The sequence below is a fragment of the Rhizobium bangladeshense genome (assembly GCF_001662075.1).
In the GTDB taxonomy this organism is placed as follows: domain Bacteria; phylum Pseudomonadota; class Alphaproteobacteria; order Rhizobiales; family Rhizobiaceae; genus Rhizobium; species Rhizobium bangladeshense_B.
This window is the reverse complement of sequence record NZ_LYPL01000058.1, coordinates 1-2,692: the sequence shown is the minus strand read 5'-3', so window position 1 is coordinate 2,692 and position 2,692 is coordinate 1. Positions and strand designations below refer to the sequence as shown.

Below are 2,692 nucleotides of genomic sequence, written 5' to 3'. Positions count from 1 at the left end.
CTTCGGCCAACGAGAATGACGCGAAGTCGAGCCACTCTACGAGGTTTGTGATGTCCTGATCGTAGGTATCAGGAACCTCGGGTCTGTGTACCAGGAAGGCCTGGCAGTTCATCGCTTCCCTGATCGCCCGATGTGTCTTCATTGGTGCTACCGCGACCTGCTCCAGATTGCCAAGTGTATCGGCCACCTCTTCGGCCGCCAGTTCCGGACCAAGCGGGATACGGGGTGCGTGGAAGGCTCTCTTCTCGTAGCCGAGAGCGAGCGCGATACTGTCGAGAGCTTCATTGCTGACCTTCTCCGCGCGCTCCACTGGCTCCACCGTGGAAACCGACACCCGGGCGAAATTCGCGAGCGTTGAGACTTTCCAATGCCTCAGCCTGCGAGCCCATCTGACGACGAAGGCCACCAATTCGACAGAGGCGGTGTCGGAACGTCTGTCCTACGTTCCGGGGAGGTTGCGATTTTGTCGAGTATCTCTTGTGCGTTCATCGAGCATTCTCCTGCCGATGTCCGCAAGGTGGCTCAGGATCGCTCGTAAAAAGAGACCGAAAAATCCTTCAGAGTGACCGCTAAATCGAGAATCAATCAGAGCGACCATGGCTTCTGCAGATTGGCGCGACAGCCCCTAACGTCGTTTGTCAGCTCCTGGCCAATCATTGGAAGCTCCTCGACGAGAAGTTCAGAGAGGTGATCAGCCGTATGGGGAAAGTGCTGGTGGCCACGTTGACGTCGGCCAAATTCCTCGACGACGGTCCCGAAAACATCGTCTCGGTTCGCCCCAGAAACCAGGGCGCTGTCGATGATGGCTGACAGTCGTGACCGCAGGTCTGCACGCCAAGCGTCATCCATTTCACTTCCTCCGAAGGTCGGCACAGCGCATGGTCTCTTCTCTAAGCAGAGGCGCTCGGATTGGGGCTGGAAGACCCCTTGAGATGGACTGCAGAGACGGGGGAAAAATTCGGCCACCTCCGATCCTGCTACTGTTTGTCCGGCCCGCCCCGTGCGAGAAAGTCTCCTGCGCGTTCCTTCTCGGAAATGGCGACAAATCGAATCTCAAACGATCCGTCTACGTCGCTGATCGTTTGCGGACTGCCAGCCTTGGCATTGTCGAGAACCTCGCGGATTCGACGTTCGCCTTCGGCCCTGCTCCACTCATGCATGCGGCGGTTCAAGATCGAGTCCCTCATTTATGCTCAGGAATTGTAATGCGCTACACAGCGAGTGAAAAGAAAGACCTCGAGCCAAACCTATCCTGCCTGCACTTCGCTATCATAAGCACACCGTCGCGCGACATGCCGGGAATTGTACCCAAAAGCAAGTTGCAGTGGCTTCGCACGTGCAAGTCGCTTCGGGAAGCGCATTCGACGGCAGGCTCACGATCGCATTGTTCAATCGTTGCTGCTCTCGCAGGTAGTCGACTCAGCGACGTCGCGAATAATGTTTCGCACAACGAGCTTCCGATGATTCCGAGCCGGAGCGATCTTGATGCGCCTGCCGAGTGGCTTGAAATCGGAGCCCAACCCCGAGCCGAACGATGATTCGCCCGATTCCGGAAATTGATTACTACCCTGGTCCTCGGACATCGCCGGTTGGCTCCACGACCTCGATCTATAGTACCTTACTCAGGACGAGCTTGGTTGTCGCCACGTCTGCATGTTTCGCGCCCACGACGCGCTCGTCAGATCATTCATCATGCAAAACCTCCTATAGCAAACAGCCGTTAGTTGTATTTAGGCGATTCTTGATTTCAGCTTCCTAAATTACACTGGGGGGGGCGAGATGAGCAAATATGGATACCTGATACTCGCGGGAACATTGCTATCCGGCTGCACGAACGTGCCGGCGTTCGATCTCACGCCGACAGGAAAGACCTACGGCAGCCCGATCGTACGGGTCGCATCGATCATGACGAACCTCCAAGTGCGAACTGTACGAAGCCGCCAACAGCCGGGAGGAGATGCCGCAATTCCCGAACGATCCATCGCTCAGGCTCGCGGATCGTAGGACCGATGACGACACTCGCAAATTCACGATGAAAAACATCGTCAGCGCCATCTCTATGTCGGCGAAATCGAACTTACGATCGACGCCACTCAGGTGACACGAAGCAATCCGTCGCTGTCGCCTATCATAATTTGACGGGCGGTGCGTTTTCATTTCTCGCGTGAATTCCGCCGCCCATTCGGTCATTTAAGCCCATCGGCTCTCCGTATTGCTATCCCGTTGAGGACGGAAGGCGGGGATGATCAATCATCCCACCATTTTGCAGCTCTAAAGCTCGCCAAAATTCCGTTGCGGGCTCTATTCATATGCTTGCGGATTTCCGGGACATGTAACTCAGATTCGTAACCTTCAGCGACACGATGTCGTTCCAAGGCAAGCGCGGCCTTCAGGGCGTTTGTCACACTACGTTTATTGCGCGCCCGAAATAGTAGGCCCTCAATCCCCTCGGGCGTCATGGCATTGAAACGACCTTCGCCCAACTCCTCGAAGTTAAGCGATACGATTATAGGTGGTGCGATCTCCATATGCGAGAAATCCTGATCATCCCACTCGATGCGGTCTGCGCCACATCCAAAATGAAACTCAATGATCGCCTCCCCGGGATCGTTTAAGCGTGCATGTCTGAAATTTCGTATGATGTTTTCACACTCGATTTCCTCATAGTACTCGGGTGGAGGGCACCACTCTT

At 55.3% G+C, this 2,692-nt stretch carries 3 protein-coding genes; all 3 read right to left on the bottom strand.

The features are described 5' to 3' along the window. Positions 1–334: hypothetical protein (locus A7X77_RS31245; protein ID WP_156668197.1), on the bottom strand; the 334-nt coding region annotated here is incomplete at its 3' end. A gap of 643 nt (positions 335–977) precedes the next feature. Then, the gene (locus tag A7X77_RS31235; RefSeq protein ID WP_245293821.1) at positions 978–1,172 is read right to left on the bottom strand and encodes a hypothetical protein; all 195 of its coding nucleotides are present in this window, start codon (positions 1,170–1,172) and stop codon (positions 978–980) included. A 1,074-nt stretch (positions 1,173–2,246) separates the two neighbouring features. Then, positions 2,247–2,692 (bottom strand): hypothetical protein (locus tag A7X77_RS33665; RefSeq protein WP_197486924.1); only part of this gene is annotated, 446 nt, incomplete at its 5' end.